The 23,763-nt window shown below is 28.4% G+C and carries 25 protein-coding genes and 4 tRNA genes; 24 read left to right on the top strand and 5 right to left on the bottom strand.

What is annotated here, in order from left to right; genetic code table 11:
- Positions 1-162: 162 nt before the first annotated feature.
- The 4 genes from noc (at position 163) to ACTG45_RS19815 (ending at position 3,899) form a co-directional block, all read left to right on the top strand.
- On the top strand, positions 163-948 hold the full coding sequence (gene noc / locus ACTG45_RS19830; protein ID WP_021386567.1) for a nucleoid occlusion protein: 786 nt from the start codon (positions 163-165) through the stop codon (positions 946-948).
- A 137-nt stretch (positions 949-1,085) separates the two neighbouring features.
- Positions 1,086-1,856: a ParA family protein gene (locus ACTG45_RS19825; protein ID WP_021386631.1), complete on the top strand. Its 771-nt coding sequence runs from the start codon at positions 1,086-1,088 to the stop codon at positions 1,854-1,856.
- A gap of 4 nt (positions 1,857-1,860) precedes the next feature.
- Positions 1,861-2,724, top strand: coding sequence for a ParB/RepB/Spo0J family partition protein (locus ACTG45_RS19820; RefSeq protein WP_021386586.1), 864 nt, complete (start codon positions 1,861-1,863; stop codon positions 2,722-2,724).
- Positions 2,725-2,756: 32 nt separating this feature from the next.
- Positions 2,757-3,899 carry an aminotransferase class V-fold PLP-dependent enzyme gene (locus tag ACTG45_RS19815; RefSeq protein WP_021386579.1) on the top strand — a complete coding sequence of 381 codons (1,143 nt, stop codon included), beginning with the start codon at positions 2,757-2,759 and terminating at the stop codon, positions 3,897-3,899.
- A gap of 99 nt (positions 3,900-3,998) precedes the next feature.
- Here the strand turns inward: ACTG45_RS19815 and ACTG45_RS19810 are convergent, their stop codons facing one another.
- Positions 3,999-4,574 (bottom strand): GerMN domain-containing protein, encoded by a 576-nt coding sequence (locus ACTG45_RS19810; protein WP_021386629.1) that lies wholly within the window; start codon positions 4,572-4,574, stop codon positions 3,999-4,001.
- 259 nt (positions 4,575-4,833) lie between these two features.
- Between ACTG45_RS19810 and rstA the strand changes: the two genes are divergently transcribed.
- The 19 genes from rstA (at position 4,834) to ACTG45_RS19715 (ending at position 17,670) form a co-directional block, all read left to right on the top strand.
- Positions 4,834-6,126: a toxin production/motility transcriptional repressor RstA gene (rstA, locus tag ACTG45_RS19805; RefSeq protein ID WP_021386565.1), complete on the top strand. Its 1,293-nt coding sequence runs from the start codon at positions 4,834-4,836 to the stop codon at positions 6,124-6,126.
- 103 nt (positions 6,127-6,229) lie between these two features.
- Entirely contained in the window at positions 6,230-6,832 is a 603-nt protein-coding gene (yedF, locus tag ACTG45_RS19800) for a sulfurtransferase-like selenium metabolism protein YedF (protein WP_021386623.1), read from the top strand.
- A gap of 79 nt (positions 6,833-6,911) precedes the next feature.
- Positions 6,912-7,175 (top strand): putative Se/S carrier protein, encoded by a 264-nt coding sequence (locus tag ACTG45_RS19795; protein ID WP_021386600.1) that lies wholly within the window; start codon positions 6,912-6,914, stop codon positions 7,173-7,175.
- Positions 7,176-7,189: 14 nt separating this feature from the next.
- Entirely contained in the window at positions 7,190-7,375 is a 186-nt protein-coding gene (locus tag ACTG45_RS19790) for a DUF951 domain-containing protein (RefSeq protein ID WP_021386561.1), read from the top strand.
- Between the two features lie 102 nt (positions 7,376-7,477).
- Complete coding sequence (locus tag ACTG45_RS19785; RefSeq protein ID WP_021386598.1) at positions 7,478-8,674, top strand: aminotransferase-like domain-containing protein; 1,197 nt, start codon at positions 7,478-7,480, stop codon at positions 8,672-8,674.
- Between the two features lie 216 nt (positions 8,675-8,890).
- On the top strand, positions 8,891-9,169 hold the full coding sequence (rpsF, locus tag ACTG45_RS19780) for a 30S ribosomal protein S6 (RefSeq protein ID WP_003420522.1): 279 nt from the start codon (positions 8,891-8,893) through the stop codon (positions 9,167-9,169).
- 37 nt (positions 9,170-9,206) lie between these two features.
- The gene (locus tag ACTG45_RS19775; protein WP_021386628.1) at positions 9,207-9,641 is read left to right on the top strand and encodes a single-stranded DNA-binding protein; all 435 of its coding nucleotides are present in this window, start codon (positions 9,207-9,209) and stop codon (positions 9,639-9,641) included.
- Positions 9,642-9,659: 18 nt separating this feature from the next.
- Complete coding sequence (gene rpsR, locus ACTG45_RS19770) at positions 9,660-9,887, top strand: 30S ribosomal protein S18 (RefSeq protein ID WP_021386573.1); 228 nt, start codon at positions 9,660-9,662, stop codon at positions 9,885-9,887.
- 142 nt (positions 9,888-10,029) lie between these two features.
- Positions 10,030-10,350: a MazG-like family protein gene (locus ACTG45_RS19765; protein ID WP_003420530.1), complete on the top strand. Its 321-nt coding sequence runs from the start codon at positions 10,030-10,032 to the stop codon at positions 10,348-10,350.
- 7 nt (positions 10,351-10,357) lie between these two features.
- Complete coding sequence (locus ACTG45_RS19760) at positions 10,358-11,314, top strand: YybS family protein (protein ID WP_021386569.1); 957 nt, start codon at positions 10,358-10,360, stop codon at positions 11,312-11,314.
- 10 nt (positions 11,315-11,324) lie between these two features.
- The gene (locus tag ACTG45_RS19755; protein ID WP_021386606.1) at positions 11,325-13,319 is read left to right on the top strand and encodes a DHH family phosphoesterase; all 1,995 of its coding nucleotides are present in this window, start codon (positions 11,325-11,327) and stop codon (positions 13,317-13,319) included.
- The gene (gene rplI / locus ACTG45_RS19750; protein WP_021386595.1) at positions 13,320-13,769 is read left to right on the top strand and encodes a 50S ribosomal protein L9; all 450 of its coding nucleotides are present in this window, start codon (positions 13,320-13,322) and stop codon (positions 13,767-13,769) included.
- Positions 13,770-13,787: 18 nt separating this feature from the next.
- Positions 13,788-15,116, top strand: a complete 1,329-nt coding sequence (gene dnaB, locus ACTG45_RS19745; protein WP_021386564.1) for a replicative DNA helicase — start codon at positions 13,788-13,790, stop codon at positions 15,114-15,116.
- Positions 15,117-15,320: 204 nt separating this feature from the next.
- The gene (locus ACTG45_RS19740) at positions 15,321-15,629 is read left to right on the top strand and encodes a hypothetical protein (RefSeq protein WP_021386560.1); all 309 of its coding nucleotides are present in this window, start codon (positions 15,321-15,323) and stop codon (positions 15,627-15,629) included.
- Between the two features lie 81 nt (positions 15,630-15,710).
- The gene (locus tag ACTG45_RS19735) at positions 15,711-17,000 is read left to right on the top strand and encodes an adenylosuccinate synthase (protein ID WP_021386596.1); all 1,290 of its coding nucleotides are present in this window, start codon (positions 15,711-15,713) and stop codon (positions 16,998-17,000) included.
- Positions 17,001-17,326: 326 nt separating this feature from the next.
- Positions 17,327-17,402, top strand: a tRNA-Lys gene (locus tag ACTG45_RS19730).
- 6 nt (positions 17,403-17,408) lie between these two features.
- A tRNA-Glu gene (locus tag ACTG45_RS19725) sits at positions 17,409-17,483 on the top strand.
- 4 nt (positions 17,484-17,487) lie between these two features.
- Positions 17,488-17,563: transfer RNA gene (locus ACTG45_RS19720), tRNA-Val, on the top strand.
- Between the two features lie 32 nt (positions 17,564-17,595).
- A tRNA-Thr gene (locus ACTG45_RS19715) sits at positions 17,596-17,670 on the top strand.
- Positions 17,671-18,018: 348 nt separating this feature from the next.
- Here the strand turns inward: ACTG45_RS19715 and ACTG45_RS19710 are convergent.
- Both ACTG45_RS19710 and ACTG45_RS19705 read right to left on the bottom strand, forming a co-directional pair.
- On the bottom strand, positions 18,019-19,011 hold the full coding sequence (locus ACTG45_RS19710) for an ATP-binding protein (protein ID WP_021386587.1): 993 nt from the start codon (positions 19,009-19,011) through the stop codon (positions 18,019-18,021).
- A gap of 8 nt (positions 19,012-19,019) precedes the next feature.
- Positions 19,020-20,078, bottom strand: a complete 1,059-nt coding sequence (locus tag ACTG45_RS19705) for a DnaD domain protein (protein WP_479919632.1) — start codon at positions 20,076-20,078, stop codon at positions 19,020-19,022.
- Between the two features lie 124 nt (positions 20,079-20,202).
- Here ACTG45_RS19705 and ACTG45_RS19700 point away from each other — a divergent pair, with 124 nt between their 5' ends.
- Positions 20,203-21,666: a M1 family metallopeptidase gene (locus ACTG45_RS19700; RefSeq protein WP_052328897.1), complete on the top strand. Its 1,464-nt coding sequence runs from the start codon at positions 20,203-20,205 to the stop codon at positions 21,664-21,666.
- 95 nt (positions 21,667-21,761) lie between these two features.
- On the opposite strand, the gene ACTG45_RS19695 is transcribed toward ACTG45_RS19700, so the two are convergent.
- Positions 21,762-22,805, bottom strand: a complete 1,044-nt coding sequence (locus tag ACTG45_RS19695) for a BtrH N-terminal domain-containing protein (protein ID WP_021386602.1) — start codon at positions 22,803-22,805, stop codon at positions 21,762-21,764.
- A gap of 2 nt (positions 22,806-22,807) precedes the next feature.
- Positions 22,808-23,617 (bottom strand): MerR family transcriptional regulator, encoded by an 810-nt coding sequence (locus ACTG45_RS19690; protein WP_021386622.1) that lies wholly within the window; start codon positions 23,615-23,617, stop codon positions 22,808-22,810.
- Positions 23,618-23,763 lie beyond the last annotated feature (146 nt).

Below are 23,763 nucleotides of genomic sequence, written 5' to 3'. Positions count from 1 at the left end.
TTGAAAAATTATTATAGGTAAGCTTAATTATTTCCTGAGAAATAATTAAGCTTACCTTAAACAAAACAAAAATAAAGGAATTATTAAAGTGGATGCAGAAATAAATTTGTATGTACATATAGAGAACAAAAATATTTATATCTAAAATAAGAGAGGTATGTTATGGAAGATAAAAGAGTTATGGAGATACCTATAGAAGATGTAGTTCCAAATCCATACCAACCAAGAAAAATATTTTCACAAGTTTCATTGGAGGAATTGAGTAATTCTATAAAGGTATATGGTATAATTCAACCTATAACAGTTAGAGCAAAAGATGGCAAATATGAATTAATTGCTGGAGAAAGAAGATTAAGAGCGGCTAAATTAGCAGAACTTAAAACTGTACCAGCGATTATAAATAATATGAATGATGAGTCTTCTGCTGTTCTAGCGTTATTAGAAAATTTGCAACGAGAAGACTTAAATTTCATTGAAGAAGCAATTGGTTATGAAAACTTAATAAAAGAACATGCTTTTACTCAACAGCAATTAGCAGAAAAATTGGGCAAAAATCAATCTACTGTAGCAAACAAGCTTAGAATATTAAAGCTTCCAAACAACATAAAAATGAAGTTGATAGAAAATAACTTAACAGAAAGACATGCTAGAGCATTCCTTAAACTACCAAGTGAAGATTTAATGCAAAGTGTACTAGAAAAAGTTATAAAAAATGAATTGACTGTTAAAAAAACAGAGAAATTGATACAAGAGATATTAGAAGAAACTAAAGTTCAAGAAGAGCCTGATAAAAAACAGAATATAAAGGGTGCTATGAGTATAAGAATTTACATAAATACTATAAAGCAGGCCTTTGATGCTATATCAAATACAGGAATTGATGCTAAGTATAATGAAATAGATAAGGGAGATTATATGGAAGTTGTTGTAAAAATCCCTAAAAAATAGAGATTACTGCTTACCAGTAATCTTTTTTTGTAATATAAGCCTTGTAATATAAATTGATTTATAGACATTATTTGTAATTATAAAAACACCTAGTCAACATTTAAAATTAATTCAATTCTTAAAGGGGGGGGAACATCATGGGCAAAGTTATAGCTGTATTCAATCAAAAGGGTGGAGTCGGAAAAACTACAACAAATGTAAACTTAAGTGCTAGTTTAGGAACTTTGGGGAAGAAAATATTAGTATTAGATTTGGACCCTCAAGGAAATACAACTAGTGGATATGGTATTAATAAAAACGAAGTGGAAAATACAATCTATGAAATTATGTTAGATGGGTTACATATTAAAGAAGCAATAATAAATACTGAGTTTGAAAATATAGATTTAGTTCCATCAGCTACTGAGCTATCAGGTGCAGAAATAGAACTTACATCTAAAAGTAATAGAGAGTATATTTTAAGAAATTCCATAAGAGCAGTAGCAGATGAATATGATTATATATTTTTGGATTGTCCACCCTCACTTGGGATGCTTACAATAAATTGTTTAACTGCTGTAGATAGTGTTTTAATTCCTATACAATGTGAATATTATGCTTTAGAAGGTGTTAGTCAATTGATGGAGACTATAAGATTAGTAAAATCAAGATTAAATGCAGACATAGAGATTCAAGGTGTTGTTTTAAGTATGTTTGATGGGAGAGCGAATCTATCAATACAAGTAGTTGAAGAAGTCAAAAAATATTTTAAAGGAAGTGTATATACGACCCTAATTCCAAGAAATGTAAGACTTGCAGAAGCTCCAAGTCATGGGAAACCTGTTATTTACTATGATAGAAGGTGTAGGGGGGCTATAGCTTATTTGGAACTAGCAGAAGAATTTATAGATTTAGAAGAGGAGGAATAGTAGTATGGAGAATAAGTCTAAAAGAAGTAACAGATTGGGTAGAGGTCTTAGTGCATTGATACCAGAGATTAAAGGAGAAACTTCAGAAAAAGAGATAGTCAACATAGATATAGACGAAATATATCCAAACGAAGTTCAGCCTAGAAAACAATTTGATGAAGAAAAGATAAAAGTGTTGTCTGATTCTATAAAAAACTATGGTGTATTACAACCAATAGTAGTTAAGAAGGATGAAAATGATAAGTATATGATAATAGCAGGGGAAAGAAGATTTAGAGCATCAAAACTTGCAAATAAAAGTAAAATACCTGCTATAATTAAAGATATAGATATGAAAGATATAATGGAGATAGCTTTAATTGAAAATTTACAGAGAGAAGATTTAAACTCAATAGAAGAGGCTCTAGCATATAAAAGTTTAATAGAGCATTATAATGTAACTCAAGAGGAAATATCAGAAGCTGTTGGTAAAAGTAGACCTCATATAACCAATACACTGAGACTTTTAAATCTTGGACAAGATGTCATAGAAATGATAGATAGTGGTAGAATTACAGCAGGGCATGGTAAGGCATTGTTGAGAATTGTAGATAAGGATTTACAACTACAAATAGCAAAAAAAATAGAGGAAGAAGAGCTTTCTGTAAGAGAAGTCGAAAATATAGCTAAAAAAATATCTGAAAACAAAGAAGAAGTACCAAAAAAATCTAAGCCTAAAGATGTATTTATCTTGGATGTAGAAGATAAACTTAGAAATATCTTTGGAACTAAGGTAAATATTTCCAAAGGAAAGAAAAAAGGCAAAATAGAGATAGAATACTATAATGATGATGATTTAAATAGTATTGTATCAATGCTTCTTGAATAGAACAAAACTATAAAACAGAGAGGAAGATTGTTATGATTTATTTAGATAATGCTGCAACTACATATCCAAAACCAGAAAGAGTGTATGATGCTGTTTTAGATTGCATGAAAAACTACTGTGCAAATCCAGGTAGAGCTGGACATAAACTTGCTATGAGAGCTGCTAGGGAAATATATGATACAAGAGAGAATATAGCTAAGTTGTTTAATGTGAGTAATCCTATGAGTATAGTATTTACATCTAACGCTACAGATTCCTTAAATTTAGCAATAAAGGGTGTATTACAAGAAGGAGACCATGTCATAACAACATCTATGGAGCATAATTCAGTAATAAGACCTATAAAATCATTGGAAAAAAAAGGTGTTGAAAATACTGTAGTAAAATGCGATTATGAGGGATTTTTAGATTATGATGAATTAGAGAAATCAATAAAGAAAAATACTAAATTGATTGTAACAACACATGCATCTAATGTATGTGGTACCTTAATAGATATAAAAAAGGTTGGAGAAATAGCTAAAAAACATAATATACTGTTTTTAGTAGATGCGTCACAAACGGCAGGTGTTTATGACATAGATGTAAATGAATGTAATATAGATATGTTGGCAATGCCAGGTCATAAATGCTTATTTGGACCTCAAGGAACAGGTATATTATATGTAAGAGATGGTTTAAATTTAAATATATTAAAAGAAGGTGGAACAGGTAGTAAATCAGAAGAAATGGTTCAACCAGAATTGTTCCCAGATAAATATGAATCAGGGACTCATAATACCCCTGGAATAGCAGGTCTTAACCAAGGCGTATTATTTATATTTGAAAGAGGAATCAACAATATAAGACAACATGAAGAAGAATTATGTCAATATATGATAGACAAATTAGAGGAAGTGCCAGATATAAAGATATATGGACCAAAAGATAGTAAAAAAAGAGCATCAGTAATAGCTATAAATATAGGAAACATGGATTCTGGAGAGGTTACTTTTTTACTAGATAGTGATTATAATATAGCAACTAGATCAGGAATACATTGTTCTCCACTAGCGCATACTACTTTAGGTACTTTAAAACAAGGTGCAGTAAGATTCAGCATAGGATATTTCAATACAAAAGATGAAATAGATAAAGCGGTAGAAGCTCTAAATAAAATTTCAAAAAACAAGTAGCATATAATAATTAAATAATATAAGAATATAAAAATAGTGTAGATTGTACAATCTACACTATTTTCTTGTAATAGCATGGCTTAAGTATATCTTAAAAAATTACTTTAAGTAATCTCCTTCTTCAAGAACTATATGACCACTTTCATAATTACCACCATCAACAGTAATTTTTATTTGTTCAACATTCATATTTTTTATGTAAGTACGAGCAACTGAATCAAGCATTAAAGTTTCTGCATCACTACCTAAGTTTGAATTTGTAAAATCAGAGTTAACATCTAATATACCAGTTTTTACACCATCAATATCTTTTGTAGTAAATGAATTTAGTTTTGAAGATTCTGGAACAACTTTAAGTTTTTGAAGTTCCTCAAATAAAGTATTTTCATCAACTTTATTTAAGTCAATCTTGTTTTCTATTAAATCTGTTTTATCTACATCAAAAGAATAAATAACAGCTGATTGAGTTTTCTTTTCCTCTTTTGGAGTAGATGTAGCTTTTTTATCAGGTGCCTCTTTTTCAGTATTGTTTTCCTCTTTTGGTTGCTCAACATTTGTATTACTCTTAGCTTCTTTTTTAGGTGTATCATTACCAACTTGAGCATTAGTACAACCAATTGCAAATATAGATATAGATAATATACTTAACACTAACATTATTTTCTTATTTTTCATAAAAATTTCTCCTCTCATAAAAACTATTCTTATATATAATTATAGTCGTTATGAGCAAATATATGAATACAAAATAGTAACAAATTTAAAAAATGATTTATTTAAATTAATTAAATTCAAAATAAACTAAATTTTAGTCATTTTTATGGGAAATCATTTAATGTACACAGAAAATATTGTAAAATAAAAGTAGTGTTTTTAAAATAAATATAAGTTATAATTATATTATAAAAAAATGTCTTCAAAAGGTGGGAATAGTATGGAAATTTTGAGCTTAGGAGAAAAGATTAAAAAATTAAGAAAAGAAAAAAACATGACATTAAAAGAATTAGCTGGAGATAGGATAACAGCAGCACAAATAAGCCATATAGAGAGGGATAAATCTCATACTAGCTATGAACTGTTGGAATATCTAGGCGATAAGTTAGATGTAAGTGTAGAGTACTTATTAGAAACCAAAGAAATGCAGTCAAAAAAGATAACTGATAATTTAATACTACAGAGCGAAATATATATAAAAGAAAATGAACTAAACAAGGCTGAGGACCAAATAAAAGAAGTTTTAGATATATGTAAGAGATACGATTTAATGGAGAACTATGGCAGATGTAATTTTTTAATGGCTAATATTAATCTAAAAAAATCTGATTATAATGATGCTATAGAAAACTTTGAAAAGGCATTATACTTCTTTATAAAAAATAGTGATAGTGAAAATATACTTAAGTGCTATTTAAACATAGGAAAAATATACATGCAAGAAGACTTTTATAAAGGTGCTATAAGCCACTTTAATTTTGCAGAGGAAATTTTGTTAGAGAGTAAGTTTGAGGATGTTAACATATACAAGGAACTATACAGTAAGATGGCATATTGCTACATAAAATTAGATAATCCAAATATGTCATTGAAGTACATAGATAAAATAAATGAAATAGATAATAGAAATGATAGAAAAGAAGATGTCGATATTTTGGTGTTAAAAGCAAATAATATGCTTGAAATAGGAAAATATGAAGAATCAAAAGATTATTTTAAAAAAGCGTTAAAGATACTTGAAAATGAAGATAATAAAACTGGATTAGCAAATGTATATTTAACAATTTGTGATGTTTACAGAAAAATAGGTGAGACAGATAGAGTACTTGAATATTCACAAAAGGTATATGATATAAAGAAAAATGATGAAGACGAATACATGATGTCAGGTTTATTTAAGATAATAGAAGCATATATAGATAAAGAAGATTATGATTTAGCTAGAAAATATTGCAAAATAGCTTTAGCTTCATCAATAAAAAATAAAAATAAGTTCAATGAATATAAAGCATTAAAATTCTATTCTAATATGTATAAAAATCAAAATGAAATTACCCTTGCAATTGAGTATTTAATTAAATGTATAAAAATAGTATCAGACTTAGGAAATAGTAGAATATTGGCTAATTTATATATAGATTTAGGTCAATTATATTCAAGTATTTCAAAAGAAAAAGAGTTAGAATATTATCAAAAAGGTGTATTTATGTATAAAAATTTAGAAATAATGTAAAAAAATAAACCTATAAGGCTATAGAAACAATCTATAACAAGCAAGATAACATCTATGATAAAATATAAATTGTATGAATATTTTTAAGGAGATGAATCAAACAATGAGTATAAAAATAGATGCTAGAGGACTTGCTTGTCCTAAACCAGTTATAAACACAAAAAAAGAATTGGATAACATAGAAGAAGGTATTGTAGTTACAACAGTCGACAATGAAACAGCTAAAGAAAATGTATTAAAACTTGCTAAATCTTTAAATTGTGAGGCAAATATTGTTGATGAAAAAGAGAATTTTATATCTATAGAAATTATAAAAGGTCAAAATATCTTAGATAAACAAAATAATGTAGACAAGAAAGAATGTGAACTAGAAGATACATGTGTATTTATATCTTCAGACAAAATGGGACTTGGAAATGATGAATTAGGGAAAGTATTAATAAAAGGATTTATATATACTTTGACAGAATCTAAGCCTTATCCTAAATATGTACTTTTAGTTAATGGAGGAGTAACACTAAGTGCTGAAAATGAAGAAACTATAGAAAATTTAAAAATACTTGAAAATGAAGGCGTAGAAGTCTTATCTTGTGGTACTTGTTTAGACTACTACAATTTAAAAGACAAACTACAAGTAGGTTCAGTTACAAATATGTATACTATAGTTGAAACATTAAAGAATGCATCAAATACTATTTCTATATAATGTATGTTTGTTTAATAATATAAAAACTAATAATAATGATTAACTTAAAGAAAAACAGATAGTCAGAAAGGATTAAGCAATGAATCAGATGTATATAGTGTCATTTAATTCGACACATCATGCAATAAGATCAGAAAAGTTATTTGGTGAAAATGGTCTAAAGGTAATGGCTCTTCCAACACCAAGAGAAATAACAGCAAGTTGTGGAATATCAATTAAATTTTCTTTTGAAGACATGGAAAAGATAAAAACAATTTTAACTGAAAATAATGTAGATATAAAAGGAATTTATTGTATAAGTAAATTAGAAGATGGTTCGAAAGAAGCAGAGAAGCTAGATTAGGAGGCTAATTATTTATGCCAATGGATTTAAAAATAGGAGACATTGTCGAATTAAAAAAACAACATGCATGTGGATGTAAAGAATTCGAAATCATAAGAACTGGAATGGATATAAAGATAAAATGTACTAAGTGTTCAAGGTTAATAATGCTTGATAGAGAGACTTTAGAAAAGAGAGTAAAAAAGCTAATAAAAGAATGATATAAATTTAACATTTAAAAAATGTCAAATACCGTATATTAATATCCAAAATTTTGGTATAATAGAAAATGAAGAAAACATTTTCATGGGGGTGCTTTAATTATGGCAATTAAATATGCAAGAAGAATGGAAGGTTTACAAGGATCTGAAATACGTGAGCTTTTAAAACTTACTCAACAACCACAAATAATATCTTTTGCTGGTGGAATGCCTGCTCCAGAATTATTTCCAGTTGAAGAAATGAAAAAAGTATCAGTTGCAGTGCTTGAAGAAAATGGAAGATCAGCTATGCAATACACTACAACAGAAGGATATGAACCATTAAGAGAGAAAATAGCAGCTAGAATGAATGAGAAAAATCAAACTAATGTAGACAAAGATGATATATTAGTTACAAGTGGTTCTCAACAAGGTCTAGATTTTGCAGGAAAAGTATTTATTGATGAAGGTGATGTAATTTTATGTGAAAGCCCATCTTACATAGGAGCTATAAACGCATTTAAATCTTATCAACCTAAATTCATAGACGTTCCAACTGATTCTAACGGAATGATAATGGAAGAATTAGAAAAAATACTAGAAACAACTGATAGAATAAAAATGATTTACGTAATTCCTGACTTCCAAAATCCAACAGGAAGAACTTGGCCACTTGAAAGACGTAAAAAATTCATGGAAATAGTAAACAAATTTGAAATACCAGTAATAGAAGATAATCCATATGGAGATTTAAGATTTGAAGGAGAATCTTTACCATCTTTAAAATCAATGGATACAAAAGGATTAGTAATATTCTTAGGAACTTTCTCTAAAATATTCTGCCCAGGATACAGATTAGGATGGACTTGTGCTTCTCCAGAAATATTATCTAAATTTAACTTTGCAAAACAAGGTGCAGACTTACAAGCATCAACTATATCTCAAATGGAAGTAAGTAAATTCATGGATATGTATGACTTAGATGCACACGTTGAAAAAATTAAAGCAGTTTATATTAAACGTAGAGATGTAATGCTTAAGACTATGGAAGAAGAATTCCCAGAAGGATTAGTATTTACTCATCCAGAAGGTGGATTATTTACATGGGTAGAGCTTCCAAGTAACTTAAATGCTAAAGAATTAATGCCAAAATGCTTAGAAAAGAATGTTGCTTATGTTGCTGGAGGAGGATTCTTCCCTAATGGTGGTAGAGAAAATACTTTCAGACTTAACTATTCAAATATGCCAGAAGAAAAAATAATAGAAGGTATAAAAAATATAGCATCAGTTTTAAAAGAAGCTATGGGTGTTGAAGCTTAATTAAAAATAATAACTTATATAGATATATTATAGGGGATGGCTATTGCCATCCCTTGTTAATTTAAGAATATATAATTTACCTTATATTAAACTTTGTCCAAAATTTAAATTGACATAAATGAGAATAAATGATAAAATGTGTAGGTATGAGATTTTAGTCTCATTTCTCTGCTCTAAGAGTGTAGAGCCGTTAAGTCCAAAGGGAGGTGAATTATAGTGAGAAATTATGAATTAGTTTATGTGGTAAAGCCAAACTCTGATGAAGAAGTAAGAGAGGCTATACTAAACAAAGTTAAGGAAGTTGTTGCAACTGACGGAGAAATAGTTAAAGTTGATACTTGGGGAACTAAAAAATTAGCTTATCCAATAGCTAAGTTTACAGAAGGTTTTTACGTATTAGTTAACTTTAAATCAGCAGTAGACGTTCCTAAAGAGATAGACAGAAACTTAAAGATAAATGAAAACGTAATAAGACACATGATAGTTGTTGCTTAATAACTGGGTTTTATTATAAAAAATAGGTGGTGTTTTTATGAATCAAGTTGTATTAGTGGGAAGATTAACTAAAGACCCTGAATTAAGATACATCCCAGGTACAGGAACACCAGTGGCATCCTTTACAATAGCCATTGATAGAGACTATGTAAAAAAAGATGGATCTAAAGAAACTGATTTTATACCTGTTGAAGTAATGGGTAAATCTGCTGAATTTTGTGCTAACTACATAACTAAAGGTAGATTAGTTGCATTGCAAGGATCTATAAGAGTAGACAATTATCAGACACAATCAGGTGAAAAGAGAACTTTTACAAAAGTAAGTACTAGATCAGTACAAGCTTTGGATAGTAAGAATAAATCGGAAAATTCATATAGAGAGAGTGCTCCAGCTTTTGAGCCAAGCTTTGAACCTCAAGGTCTAGACCCACAAGGTTTCCAAGCTATAGATGATGACGATATACCATTTTAAAAAGGAGGGAAAAAAGTCATGATGAATAAAAAAAGACGTAAGAAAAAAAGAGTTTGTCAATTCTGTGCTGACAAAAACGCTAAAATAGATTACAAAAGTACTCAGAGATTACAAAAGTATATAACTGAAAGAGGAAAGATATTACCAAGAAGAATATCTGGAACTTGTGCTAAGCATCAAAGAGAATTAACAGTTGCTATAAAAAGATCTAGAAATATAGCACTTTTACCATATACATTAGACTAAAAAAATGAGCCTTGTGCTCATTTTTTATTATAGGTATTTATATATCTAAATGAGGCGAGCTATAAAGCTCGTTTTTTTGTTTATATACTTAAATATATTATTATTTATGATATAATATTATATATTAAGGAGGGTTGTAAACGTGAAAATAGATAAAGGTTCTGAGATAACGAGAAACATAAAGATAATAGAATGGATGAAAACAGAAATATTAATGAGTGTAAGTGATTTGTTTAACTTATTATTTAAAGGGGTAAAACCTTTAGATGAAGCAATTCAAGATACTCTAGCAAATATAATAATGATAACATATCTCTTAGCAAAGAGATTAGGAATTAGTTTTAGAGATGTGGATTATAAAGTCAAAGAAAAAATAAAAATTGGTATAGATGAAGACCATAGTGTTGAAAGATGGTATGGAGATTTATCTAATTTAAAAAAACATATGGACAATAGGGAGTGATATTAAATTGAATAATAAAATTAGACTATCTAAAGCAATGTCTATAATAATTTTAGCTATAATAATCGCTTTAGTGATAGCCTATATTCCAATGCTAGGAATGTTTAGTATATTAGCAGCTGTTCCATATGTAATTATAGGTGCTATTACTGATAGAAAGTATTCTTTTATATCTATTTTGATTACATTTTGTGTACTAATTCTATTTGCAGACATTTCTTATGCATTAAATATATGTATAATGTATTCTTTACCAGGTATAGCAATAGGAAAGATGTTAAAGAGAAGTTTTGAACAAGAAGATAGTAATAAATTTGAACCAATATATGGTGGAACGATAATATTTGTACTTTCAATGCTTGTATATTTCTTTGTATTAAAAACATTTTTAAATGTAAACCTATTAGATGAAGTTTCTAAGATGATAACAGAAATTGTAAATATTCAAAAAAATAGTTTTTCAGCAGCTGAGCTTAAATTATTTGATAAAATGAAGCCAGATGAGATTGTAAGTTATTTTACAAATATGCTACCAATGATGCTATTTTTACAAGGGTTATTATCAGCATTTGTAACATATTATTTAAGTGTATTTTTTATCAAAAGAATTACAAAGATGAATATAAGATTTCCTAAATTTGCAGATTTTTATTTACCAGGAAATGCTATACTCACAACTTTTTTACTTTATTTATTAGTCTTATTTATTCAAATTATTGGTTCAAAACTATATACAGAATTAATAATGACTAATTTACAGCTAGTTTTTAATTTAATGTTTGTAATTCAAGGTATAGCAGTTTGTATCTATTTTTTAAAGAAATGGATAAGACAGGGACCAAATAAAATTATGTTTCTTTCAGGGATAATTTTATGTTTATTTGGATTTATGGGAATATCTTTTGTTGGTATGGTAGATAGTATAATTGACTTTAGAAAGGTGAGAAGTTATAAATCCACTTAGGAGGATAGAAATGAGTAATAAACAAACCTTTAAATTAAATATGCCAGAAATAAATTTATATATAATTGTTATTGGTATTTCTAGTATAATTTTGCTTTATTACAACTTGTATGTAGGGTGTTTATTTTTCTGTATTTTTGTATATATGGTTTTTCACAATTGGAGAACAACTAATATTAGACGTCATGAATGGACAGAGTATATTCAAAATTTATCTTTAGATATAGATGAGACAACCAAGAAAGCCATAATAAACCTTCCAATACCACTGTGTATCTTAGAATTTGATGGAAATATATCGTGGTACAATGGGAAGTTTTATGATATGATTGGTCAAAAAGATTTACTTGATAAAAATATAGAAGATATAGTTAAAAATCTTAACTTAAGAAAAGTATTAAATGAAAATAAAGAAATGTACACAGAAATAAACTACAAAGAAAAAGAATATACAATAATTTATAATGTTATAAAAAATGATCAAGAAAAAAATCCTAAATATTTGATGATATTATACTGGATAGACAAGACAGAATATTTAAAAGTAAAACAAGATTATGATGATGAAAAAAATGCAATGATGCTAATACAAGTAGATGGATACGATGAAGTATTAAAAAGTGCAGCAGAAGATAAGAGGGCTTTAATTAATGTTGAAGTAGAAAAAATACTTTCTGCTTTGGAATTAAATTCAAATGGTGCATTGAGAAGAACCTCAAAAGATAAATTTTTCTTGGTAATGCATAAAAAAGAGTTGAAAAAATTAGAAACTGAGAAGTTTTCTATTTTAGATACAATAAGACATATTGATTATGGAAATAATCTTCCTGTTACTATAAGTATAGGAATTGGTATAGATGGAGATACATTAAATGAGAACCTAAAACTTGCTACGGGTGCCCTTGACTTAGCACTTGGTAGAGGTGGTGATCAGGCTGTTGTAAAAACAAAAGATAAATTTGTATTTTATGGAGGAAAATCTAAAGCTGTAGAAAAGAAAACCAAAGTAAAGTCCAGATTGATAGGTCACGCTCTAAGAGAAGTTATACAACAAAGTGACCAAGTTTATATAATGGGACATAAATATCCAGATATGGATGCTATGGGAGCGGCAGTTGGAGTTTATGATATATGTAAATCCTGTAACAAAACAGCAAACATAGTTTTACACTCTGTAAATGAATCTATAGAAATATTTATAAATAAAATAAATGAAAATAATTATTATAAGAAACTATTTATTGGAAAAGAAGAAGCTATTGACAACTGTACTAAAAATACGTTAGTTGTAGTAGTTGATACTCATAGACCTAATTATACTGAATGTGAAGAGTTATTAAAGCTATCAGAGAAGATAGTAGTAATAGACCATCATAGAAGAGGTGTAGAATTCATAAATGATGCGGTACTTTTATTCCATGAGATATATGTATCTTCAACCTGTGAAATGGTTACAGAATTAGTTCAATATATGGATGAAGATGTAACAATAAATAAACTCACAGCTGAAGGACTTTTAGCAGGAATAAGTCTAGATACTAAAAACTTTGCGTTTAAAACAGGTGTTAGGACTTTTGAAGCAGCTTCTTATCTTAGAAAAGTTGGAGCAGATACTATTGAGGTTAAAAAGTTTTTCAATTCTGATGTAAAAGACTTCATAATAAAAGCTGAAATAATTCAAAGTACTAAAATAATTAATAATAGGATATGTTTAGCATATTCAAGTACAGAAATAGATAGTATAAATGTTATAATAGCTCAAACTGCTGATGAGTTATTAAACATAAAAGAAGTAGAAGCTTCCTTTGTATTAGGTGAAAAAGATGATACTATATTTATAAGTGCAAGGTCCTTAGGACAGATAAATGTACATGTGCTTATGGAGAAATTAGGAGGCGGGGGACATATAGATATAGCTGGAGCACAGTTAAAAGATGTTTCTCTAAAAGAAGCTTATAAGATGGTAAATAAAATAATAGAGGAGTATTTGGAGGAGGAAGAATAGATGAAAGTTATATTATTAAAAGATGTAAAAGGGACTGGTAAAAAAGGGGAAATGAAAGAAGTAAGTGATGGATATGCAAGAAATTTCTTATTTCCTAAAAAGATGGCTGTGCAAGCAGATAATGTAGCAATAAAAGAATTAAATGAAAAGAATAAGTCTAAAGAAATAAAAGCACAAAAAGAATATGAAGAAGCTGTTTTATTAGGTAAACAAATGGAAGAAATTAATATAGAAATATATTCAAAAGCAGGAGAAGGTGGAAGACTTTTTGGTTCAATAACTGCTAAAGAGATTGCTGAGCAATTAAAGAAACAAAAAGATATAGATGTAGATAAAAGAAAAATATTATTAGATGAGCCAATAAGAGCCCTAGGTTCAACTTTTGTAGAAGTAAAAATACATCAAAAAGTAACTACTAAAATAAGAGTAGATGTAAAAGAAAAACAGTAATAACTAGAGGTGATAAAGATGGAAGATATGACGAGAATTCCTCCTCATAGTGTAGAATCGGAACAATCAATATTGGGTTCTATACTTCTAGATAAAGATGCTATAATAACAGTCACAGAAACTATAAAGCCTGATGATTTCTATAAAGAGGCTCACAAAATAATATATGAATGTATGATAACTTTAAGTAATAAAGGTGAGCCTATAGACTTGATAACATTAACAGAAGAACTAAGAAAACAAGGGCATCTTAATGATATTGGAGGAATCAGTTATATTACAAGTCTTTCTACTATAGTACCGACGACTTCAAACGTAAAATACTATGCTGATATAGTAAAAGAGAAGTCTGTGCTTAGAAAGCTTATAAAAGCTTCTAATGAAATAATAAATCTAGGATATAGTGGAGCAACTAAAATTGAAGATGTTTTAGAACAAGCTGAAAAGAGTATATTTGATATATCACAGGAGAAAACTAGTGATGATTTTAAATCTATAAACTTAGTTTTAATGGATGCCTATGATATGATAGAAAAGTTATACACTAATAAGAGTGATGTGACTGGTATAACTACTGGTTTTAAAGATTTAAACAAAAAAATAAATGGTCTTCAAAGGACCGATTTAATATTAATTGCGGCTAGACCAGCAATGGGTAAAACTGCCTTTTCTTTAAACTTAGTGCAAAATGCAGCCCTAAAAGGTGATGCTTCTGTAGCTGTGTTCAGTTTAGAGATGTCTAAAGAACAATTAGTACAACGTATGCTATCTTCACAGTCTAGTGTAGAATTAAAAAAAATAAAGACTGGAACACTTAATGATAATGACTGGCCTAGAATTATAGATGCTATGGCGGTGTTATCAGATGCGAAAATACACATAGATGATACTCCTGGTATAAAAATATCAGAATTAAGGTCAAAGTGCAGGAAGTTGAAAATAGAAAAAGGTCTGGACTTAGTGCTTATTGATTATCTTCAACTTATGGAAGGTGAAGGCAATAATGAAAGTAGACAGCAGGAGATATCTAAAATATCAAGGTCACTAAAGGTCTTAGCTAAAGAATTAAACTGTCCTGTTGTAGCATTATCTCAGTTATCACGTGCACCAGAACAAAGAGCAGATCATAGACCTATGTTATCTGACTTAAGAGAATCTGGAGCAATAGAGCAGGATGCAGATATAGTTATGTTCTTATATAGAGATGAATATTATCATGCTGATTCTGAGAGTAAAAATATAGGAGAAGTAATAATAGCAAAAAATAGACATGGTGAAACTGGTTCTGTAGAACTAGTTTGGCTTGGTGAAGTTCAAAGATTTGGGGATAAGTTGAGAGACCTATAATCTAACGAATATCCACAGAACATCCTTTCTTTCTACAGGAAAAATGTGGATACCTGTCACTAAATATGTCTAAACATTGAAATTTAGCTAAAAAATTATCCACAGTATCCACAGGTGCCCTGTTGATAAGTGTGAATAAGTAGATAAAGCAAGCTTTTGGCTTGCTTTATCTGTGTATAAATGTTAATTATTAGGAGGAATAATATGGAAAAAATAAGCTTAAAGTGTATATATCCCAATATAATTAAAGTACTTGATGAAATAAACTTATTTAGAATAATTGATAATAACCTAAAAGAATCGATTGTTGTTTATGCTAGTATTGTGGATAGTCAGTATTATATAAATATGACTAATACAAACTTTGGAAATATAATTAACATATGTAAGTTAGAAAAACTTTTAGATGTGGATAAATTTATGGAAAAAATTATAAAATATGAAAAAGAAATTATAGAGAAAGATGAATTTTCAAAAATAGAAAAGTATTTGTTAAATATTGGAGAACGCTAAAAAAGTTGAAAAAAATACGAATGTTTGATAGAATAAATAAGTAAAGCGTTCGAGAGTATATAAAATATAGAGGTGAATTACATGAAAACAGTTGCAATTGTTGGTTCTCAATGGGGAGATGAAGGTAAAGGTAAAGTTATAGATTATCTTGCTACTCAAGCAGATGTAGTAGTGAGAGGACAAGGTGGAAATAATGCAGGGCATACATTAGTTGTGGAAGGTAAGAAGTATGCATTACATTTAATTCCATCAGGAGTATTAAATCCAAAAACAGTAAATATAATAGGAAATGGTATAGTATTTGACCCTAAAGGATTTTTAGAAGAATTGGAAATGTTTAAAGCGGATAATATAAGTACAGAAAATATAAAAATAAGCGATAGAGCCCATGTCATATTCCCATATCATAAAGAGCTAGATGCATTGTCAGAAGAAGCCAGAGGCGATTTAAAGATAGGTACAACAAAAAAAGGTATTGGACCTTGTTATATGGATAAAACAGAGAGATCTGGAATAAGAATATGTGATTTAATGGATAAAGATAAATTTGCTATAAAGTTAAAAGCTCAGATAGATGCTAAAAATGAAATAGTTAAAAATATATATGGAAAAGAAGAATTATTTGATTTTGAAACTATATATAATGAATATATAGGATATGCAGAACAGATAAGAAAATATGTTGCAGATACGTCAGTTATTGTATATGATGCGGTAAGAGCAGGTAAAAAAGTATTATTTGAAGGAGCACAAGGAACTTTATTAGATTTAGATTTAGGAACATATCCATTTGTTACATCGTCTCATCCAACATCTGGTGGATTTGCAATTGGTGCAGGTATAGGGCCAAATATGATAAAAGATGTTGTTGGTATAGTAAAAGCATATACTACAAGAGTTGGAGAGGGACCATTTGTTACAGAACAAATAAATGAAACTGGTGATAAAATAAGAGAACAAGGTCATGAATTTGGAGTAACTACTGGTAGACCAAGAAGATGTGGATGGTTTGATGCAGTTATAGTTAAGTATGCAGCTAGGGTTAATGGTTTAACTAGTATCTCATTTATGTTACTAGATGTTTTAACTGGATTTGATAAGATAAAAGTTTGTACATCTTACAAAATGGGCGATAAAATAATAACAGATTTCCCAGCATCATTAGATGATTTAGCAAAATGTGAACCTATATATGAAGAATTAGACGGATGGAATGAAGATATAACTCAAGTAGATAATTTTGATAATCTTCCAGAAAATGCAAAGAAATATATAGCTAAAATAGAAGAGTTGGTCGGAGTGAGTGTAGACATGGTTTCTGTTGGGCCTAATAGAGCTCAAACAATAATAAGAAAAAATATATTTGCTTAATATTTTATTAAACAATTTAAGTTATGAATAATAAGGAAAGAGTATCTCAAGGTAATGATTATAGTTATTAGAGATACTCTTTTGTGTTAGATTTGTATTAAATTTTTATTCAGTTAAAATTATTTATGTATATTCTATGTGTAATTAAAGTTGAATTTCTGTATTCTAATTACATATTTTATTTAAAATACTTGTTGAAAATAGGTAGTTCAAGAGGATTTTAATTATATGCTAAAAAAAATAAAAAAACTATTGACTAAAAATTGTACAGCAGTTATAATATAACTTGTGAGTGAAAGAAACGACGAAAAAAGTCGAAAAAATGTGGTCTATTAGCTCAGTCGGTAGAGCACCTGACTTTTAATCAGGGTGTCCCGCGTTCGAGTCGCGGATAGATCACCAAATTATGGCTCGTTGGTCAAGAGGTTAAGACACCGCCCTTTCACGGCGGTAACAGGGGTTCAATTCCCCTACGAGTCACCAGTATGGGACTATAGCTCAGCTGGGAGAGCACCTGCCTTACAAGCAGGGGGTCACAGGTTCGAGCCCTGTTAGTCCCACCATTTTTGAATTAGAGATGAATACTAGATTATATGCTGGTGTGGCTCAACGGTAGAGCAGCTGACTTGTAATCAGCAGGTTGTAGGTTCGATTCCTATCACCAGCTCCACAAAGTACATAAATTCAAATTAATATAATTTTCTATGTTACAGGATACTTTTAAGTATCTTTTTTTGATTGAAAAATTAAATTTAATTACAATAAAGTATTAAGTTATTTATAATGATATAATTTTAAGATTAAAATTTAGAATCTTTTTAGAATAGTATTATATAATCTGATAAGTTTATAATATTGATAAATTACAAGTAATATAAAGAATTAGATGTATTAAAAATACTTTAGAAGTGTACTTATAGCAGAGAGATTAGTTTCTTTAGTATAAGTTTTAAACAGAGAAGCAAGTTTGTTCTTACCTCTCTATTTAAAAATAAAAAAATGTTTTTTAAGGGCTATTTTATTTAAATCTTTCCCATCTCAAATCATCACCAGTAAATTCTAAAATCCTAAATTTGTCTAAAATTCTAGAAAGAGTTCTTTGAGTATAAGTGTTTCCTATTTGGGATGGTGTTAAGTTGGTTGAGATAATAATTTTTTTACCAGTAACTAGTCTTGTGTTTACAATGTTGAAGATTTCTCCACTAGTAAAAGAGTTATTAAGTTCAGTACCAAGGTCATCTATTATTAATAAATCACAATCAAACAAGTTTTTATAATTATCTTCACTTATCTGATTATTTGTGTCTCTTCTAAATTTATAGTCTTCAAGAATATCTAATATTCTAAAAGAAGTTTGATAGATTACAACATTTCCTTTGTCCAATAATTCCTTTGCAATACAATTGCACATATATGTTTTTCCCAGTCCAGTAGAACCATAAAACAGTAGATTTTCATCATTATCTTTCTTGAAATCATGAACAAAATTTTCGCAGATACTTAAATTATTTAGCATATTTTCTCTAGGAGATATTTCTCCATTAGAACCTTTTTTAGGAGAAAATATATTCAAGTTAAAATTCGAAAAATTTTCCTGACTTAAAATCCTATCTAAATTAGACATTTTATAAGCTTCATTTACAATTTCTTGTTTAAGACAAGAGCATTTTTCACCATTAGGTAAAAAACCTTTGTCTTTACAAGAAGCACATTGAAACTTTATTTCTAGGTAATCAAGAGGTATGTTATTTTCAACTAAAAGTTCTTCTTTCTTTACCTTTAAAGATTCTATAGTATCTTTAGATTTATTCACAATTTCATCTTTAGACTTAGGATTTAAAAGTACTATTCTAGCTAAGCTAAGGCCTATTTTAGAAATCTCATCATCTATAGATTTTATTTCTGGAATTCTATTATATACCTCATTTTTTCTATTTTCTAATAAGAGTTCGTTATTATCTCTTTTCTTATCGTATTTAGCAAGTATTTTTCTTATTTTATCTTCATTCATTTAATCACCTACTTAAACTTTTCTTTTTGACTTTTTTTAATAATCTCATCGAGTTCATCAGAGGTATACTGAGTGAATGTTTCGTTGAAATTATGAAACTTAGTTTTCTTGTAAGTATTGTTGTTTTGAGTAGTATTAATCTGCTTCTTATTAATATTCTCCTTAACTATACGTTCTTCCTCTTTTTGCTTTAAATCATTTAAATTTTTTATATTTTTTTCATTCCAATTTTTAACTATACCATTTATATAAGATATACTTGGGTTTGAAATATTTTTAGACTTAGAACAGGCATTTATTATCAAGTCCATATCCATATCAAATTTATCAAACCAACTGTCCATAAGTTCTTTTTCTGACTTTGATGGTTGTCTTGAAAATCCTAACTCATTGAAAATGGTTTTATATAAAATATATCTCTCACTTCTAACTAAAAAGCTGTCTTCAACATCTTTTGGTGTATATAAATTTGAATCATACCAATTCCTGATAATACCCTCAATGTATTTAACTGGTTTTGATGTACCTGTTTTATCTTTGACGTATTCATAAGCACAAAGTATCATATCAGGGCTCATATTGTATTTATTCATTATATCCATAATACTTATTTTTTCACTTGGGTCGAGATATCTGCCAACTATTTTATTTATGGAATTGAACATTTTTCTAATACTTGGATTTTCAGAAGTAGATACAACTTGATCTGTATTAGATTTTATAGATGAATTATTACCTAATATATTCTCAATATAGAAATTTTTTAAATCTAAAAATTCTATTGAATAATTAAAACTATCAAATTCTCCATTGTCATGTATTTTTATAATCTTCTTTTCCTCCCAAAATTTCCAAGCAAATAACACATCAGACAAAGGTATATTTAGGTTTTTGGCTATTGAATTATTGTCGAACTTAGGATTAGAAGTAATATCACATGCTTGTCTATAACCTAAAAGATAAACTTTTACGTATAACCCGTCCGCCATTGGCATAAATATATCTATAAAGATATTGGGAATAGTGATTTCACCTAAATCTATTTCATTGCTTTCTTTGAAAAACATTTTATCACCTCAGATTAAATTATATCATTTTTTATATTATATTTGTCTGTAAACAAATAAAAGGTCACAAGATTAGCATGTAAATATTTTCTAGCAATATTCATTTTGAAAGGGAGGAGATATTTTGGTTATAAAATTCAACCAAAAAGTAAGAAGAACATTATCAGTAGCAATTCTATTTGTGGTATTAATAATAGGTTGCTTTATAGAAAAGGATGACAGTTTAGAAACGTACAAAGAAAAAAATAATTCTAAGATAAATCAATATAATATGGATGTTATATTTGATGATGAAACTAAGAGGCTAATGTGTAATCAGAATGTTGAGTACATAAATAATACAAAATCAAATATGGATAAAGTATATTTTCATATATATCCAAATGCTTTTTCCAAAAAAGATTTTGCTCCTTTTGAAAAAGAGGAAATGACAAGAGCTTATCCTAATGGATTTAATGAAGGATACATAGATATAAAGAATATATTAAATAAGAATAGTAAAATGGAGTATAAAATTAAAGGGGATAAAAATGATATATTAGAAATAGAATTAGGAAAAGAATTGAAACCAAATGAAAAAATATCATTAGACATAAAATATAATGTAAAAATGCCAAATTCAGTTGGAAGATTCGGATATGGAGAAAATACTATAAATGTTACTAATTGGTTTCCTATAGCTTGTGTTAATGATGAAAGAGGATGGAATTTAAAGAGTTATGAAACAATTGGGGACCCATTTTATAGTGAAACTAGCGATTTTCATGTGAAACTATTGATTCCAAATAAATATAAAATTGCTCATACAGGAAAACTTATAAATGACAAACATGACAATAAAAAGATGTTATATGAAATAGAAGCTGAAAATGTTAGAGACTTTGCATTTATATTAAGTAGTAAATTTGATGTAAATAAAGTGGATTCAAAAGGAGTAGCTATTAGTACATACAATTTAAATAAAAAACTTTCTAAAAAAGCAACTGAAGCTGCAAAAGACTCAATAGATATATTTAGTGAATTATTTGGCAAATATCCATACAAAGAATACTCTGTTGTAGCAAGTGATTTTTTTATAGGTGGGATGGAATATCCTATGCTTGTTATGATAGACCAAAGTTTATATAATGAAAAAAATGAATTTCTACTTGAATATGTTATTGCTCATGAGACAGCACATCAATGGTGGTATTCTGCTGTTGGAAATGATGAAATAAGTGAACCTTGGTTGGATGAAGCACTTACTGAATATTCTACAATAGTGTATTTTGAACAGAAATATGGTAAAGAAATGGCAAATAAACTTCTAAAGACTATGGAAATACAGACAAAGAGTTATTTGAGTGAGAATATATTTAAGCCAACAAATGAGTATAAAAATTCTACTGAATACAGCTTAAATGTTTATACAAAAGGGGCAATAGCTTTTAATGAAATAAGAAAAGAAGTTGGCGATAAAGTATTCTTTGAGACTTTAAATGAATACTATAATAAATATAAACATAAAAATGCTAATGGAAGAGCTTTTGTAGAGCTATGGAGTAGTAAAGGGGTAGATATAAATAAGATTATAAGTGAATACAAGTAAATTCTGTACAGGGAATGTTTCAAAATAAGAATTTGGAGCATTTCTTTTTTTGTGTAAAGAACAGAAAAAATAGAAATGGAGGTTCTTAAGAACCTCTAATCTACAGTAGTTTTTAATGATAAATACAAATTTTTTTCATCATCATAAATTTGTGAGATTGAATTAGACATCTTCTTCAAAAGTTCAACATTAGCTGTCTGAGATAATTCCCACATATCATTAGCTATTTCGTTCCAATGTTCAGAAACATCAATAAACTTTTGACCTATCACAAATAGTCTCTCATCTTTTATTATTGGAGCAGATTCAATTAAAAACTCGCCATACATCTTGCGGAAAATACCACCACCAGTTCCACCATCTTTACTGATTTGAAAATAATTTGTTATCCCAGCCAAGCGTAGTTTGTTTGAGCTAAATTGCTTCCACTTTAGTATTTCTTTTGAAAATTTCATGATTCCATTAATACCCAGAAGTTGTGCTGGGGGGGCTAGCATTGTATCACAAGTTTCTTTTATAGCTTCTTGTAAAATTACTTTATCAATCACTCTGAAACCAGTAAAATCAAATATTAAATATTTATTGTTTGCAGGAAAAGGTCTATATACACTACTGCGTGCCTTTTCAATTTCATCGTAATCGACCATATGATAATCTTGAGATATTTGCCCAGAGGGAATTTTTATCGGATAATCATGATTATCTCTATCACTTATCCAAAATTTTCTTGATGTTTCATCATATCCAAATAAAACGACTGCATGACCTCCAAAATGGTTATTTTGGTTCATTCCTAGATATTTCATATAAGGCATATCTACATAAATTAGGACTGGATTATTTGTATCAACCAAATGTTTTGTACTGTCAAAAATCTTAGAATAATTATTCCCAGACTTACATTTAATTTCTATGTTTAATCGTTTGGCAAGTTTATTTTCAAACTCAAATATTTTTGTTCTTCCATTTATCATAGGTGAGGCAGATTGATTTAAATATAGAAATGATATACCTGATGCTAATCCGAATAACATTTCTTCTGACATTGGATAACCATAATAAGTAAAAATTTGTTTCAGCGAATTAGTAATACAGTGTTTCCCGCCTTGTGGAACAAAACTTTCAATTAATTTTTTCATAATTACTCCTTTTCTATTATTTCAAGAGGCAAAATAATTTCAGTTATATAATTAGCAGGATTTCCCCTGAAAATAGCACCAGGCCCTTTGATATATACTTCTCTACTTGGAGTCAAAAATTTCAAGTTATTAGCATTAGCATATTCAAACATAGCCTTATATGCAAGATATAAAGTATCATAGCTACCATAGTGTTTTGTACATATTGCTTTAATTTTAGGTAATACTTTACACTCAATACTTGTATCTGTAATGTGCTTTTTTAGAGGTATACATAATTCTATGTCTGCATTTTTAACATACTCCTCATCAAAATAGCAGTTAAAATGTTTTCCATCTTTATTATTTTTTACTGCTTTATAAAGCAACGGGACATACTTATCAAGGTCGCTATACTTTCCAGTGAATCTGATAGAAGCAACAAGCATTTTTTGAATTTCAATGTTTTCAATTTTGTATTTGTTATTCTCATGCGTAATTTCTAATGAAGATGTAGCCGTGCTAATTTTCTGTATGAGTTTCTTTTCTCTTGAAATATTCATTTCAATAAATTTAATTTTTTCTTGTAAGATATATACTAAATCATCTTCGTTTTTGACAGTTTCAACAACTTCTTTGATTTCTATTATAGAAAAATCTAAAGAGCGTAAATACTTAATAAGCATTGCTTTTTTCAAATTATCATCATCATAGTATCTATACTGATTTTCTTCATTTCTAAATGACGGTTCTAAAATACCTTCTTTATCATAATAGCGTAGAGCTTTTACAGTCAAACCAGATATTTTAGAAAACTGACTTATTCTATACATAATTGCCTCCTTCGATTTTAATTGTAAACTATCCTCTGCACTGGAATGTCAAGAAAATTATAACGTATTAAATATGACTATACAATAAGCTATTTATCTCTCTATTTATATATATAATGTCCTTATGGAATATAGAGTTGATACTC

The organism is Clostridioides sp. LIBA-7602, assembly GCF_056688945.1.
This window is presented reverse-complemented; position numbering and strand designations above follow the sequence as displayed.

Bases quoted from the DNA above. Each gene is read 5' to 3' on its own strand.
- ACTG45_RS19735 (WP_021386596.1), top strand. From the start codon at position 15,711: ATGAAAACAGTTGCAATTGTTGGTTCTCAATGGGGAGATGAAGGTAAA.
- noc (WP_021386567.1), top strand. From the start codon at position 163: ATGGAAGATAAAAGAGTTATGGAGATACCTATAGAAGATGTAGTTCCA.
- dnaB (WP_021386564.1), top strand. From the start codon at position 13,788: ATGGAAGATATGACGAGAATTCCTCCTCATAGTGTAGAATCGGAACAA.
- ACTG45_RS19815 (WP_021386579.1), top strand. From the start codon at position 2,757: ATGATTTATTTAGATAATGCTGCAACTACATATCCAAAACCAGAAAGA.
- ACTG45_RS19810 (WP_021386629.1), bottom strand. From the start codon at position 4,574: ATGAAAAATAAGAAAATAATGTTAGTGTTAAGTATATTATCTATATCT.
- ACTG45_RS19705 (WP_479919632.1), bottom strand. From the start codon at position 20,078: ATGTTTTTCAAAGAAAGCAATGAAATAGATTTAGGTGAAATCACTATT.
- ACTG45_RS19795 (WP_021386600.1), top strand. From the start codon at position 6,912: ATGAATCAGATGTATATAGTGTCATTTAATTCGACACATCATGCAATA.
- rstA (WP_021386565.1), top strand. From the start codon at position 4,834: ATGGAAATTTTGAGCTTAGGAGAAAAGATTAAAAAATTAAGAAAAGAA.
- ACTG45_RS19755 (WP_021386606.1), top strand. From the start codon at position 11,325: ATGAGTAATAAACAAACCTTTAAATTAAATATGCCAGAAATAAATTTA.
- yedF (WP_021386623.1), top strand. From the start codon at position 6,230: ATGAGTATAAAAATAGATGCTAGAGGACTTGCTTGTCCTAAACCAGTT.
- ACTG45_RS19785 (WP_021386598.1), top strand. From the start codon at position 7,478: ATGGCAATTAAATATGCAAGAAGAATGGAAGGTTTACAAGGATCTGAA.
- ACTG45_RS19710 (WP_021386587.1), bottom strand. From the start codon at position 19,011: ATGAATGAAGATAAAATAAGAAAAATACTTGCTAAATACGATAAGAAA.
- ACTG45_RS19790 (WP_021386561.1), top strand. From the start codon at position 7,190: ATGCCAATGGATTTAAAAATAGGAGACATTGTCGAATTAAAAAAACAA.
- ACTG45_RS19820 (WP_021386586.1), top strand. From the start codon at position 1,861: ATGGAGAATAAGTCTAAAAGAAGTAACAGATTGGGTAGAGGTCTTAGT.
- ACTG45_RS19695 (WP_021386602.1), bottom strand. From the start codon at position 22,805: ATGAAAAAATTAATTGAAAGTTTTGTTCCACAAGGCGGGAAACACTGT.
- rpsR (WP_021386573.1), top strand. From the start codon at position 9,660: ATGATGAATAAAAAAAGACGTAAGAAAAAAAGAGTTTGTCAATTCTGT.
- ACTG45_RS19740 (WP_021386560.1), top strand. From the start codon at position 15,321: ATGGAAAAAATAAGCTTAAAGTGTATATATCCCAATATAATTAAAGTA.
- rplI (WP_021386595.1), top strand. From the start codon at position 13,320: ATGAAAGTTATATTATTAAAAGATGTAAAAGGGACTGGTAAAAAAGGG.
- ACTG45_RS19825 (WP_021386631.1), top strand. From the start codon at position 1,086: ATGGGCAAAGTTATAGCTGTATTCAATCAAAAGGGTGGAGTCGGAAAA.
- ACTG45_RS19690 (WP_021386622.1), bottom strand. From the start codon at position 23,617: ATGTATAGAATAAGTCAGTTTTCTAAAATATCTGGTTTGACTGTAAAA.
- ACTG45_RS19775 (WP_021386628.1), top strand. From the start codon at position 9,207: ATGAATCAAGTTGTATTAGTGGGAAGATTAACTAAAGACCCTGAATTA.